Origin of the sequence: Pseudomonas sp. PDM25, from assembly GCF_019219045.1 — a bacterium.
Taxonomy (GTDB): domain Bacteria; phylum Pseudomonadota; class Gammaproteobacteria; order Pseudomonadales; family Pseudomonadaceae; genus Aquipseudomonas.
This window is the reverse complement of sequence record NZ_JAHUWL010000112.1, coordinates 1-224: the sequence shown is the minus strand read 5'-3', so window position 1 is coordinate 224 and position 224 is coordinate 1. Positions and strand designations below refer to the sequence as shown.

The 224-nt window shown below is 62.9% G+C and carries 1 protein-coding gene; it reads left to right on the top strand.

Features of this window, described 5'->3' with window-relative positions:
• Nucleotides 1-224: Ig-like domain-containing protein (locus KW848_RS31550; protein ID WP_218539202.1), on the top strand; the 224-nt coding region annotated here is incomplete at both ends.

Below are 224 nucleotides of genomic sequence, written 5' to 3'. Positions count from 1 at the left end.
CCCTGGATCTGAACGTCACCCCGGTCGACGACGCGAGCGTGCTGACCGCCGATGCTCAAACCATCGCTGAAGACACCGTTGCAGCCGGCAACGTGTTGAGCAATGACAGCGATGTCGATAACACCCTCAGCGTGACCGGCTTCACCGTCGCCGGCGTGACGGGTTCCTTTACTGCGGGTCAAGTCGCGACTATCGCCGGCGTCGGCACAGTGACTATCGCCGCC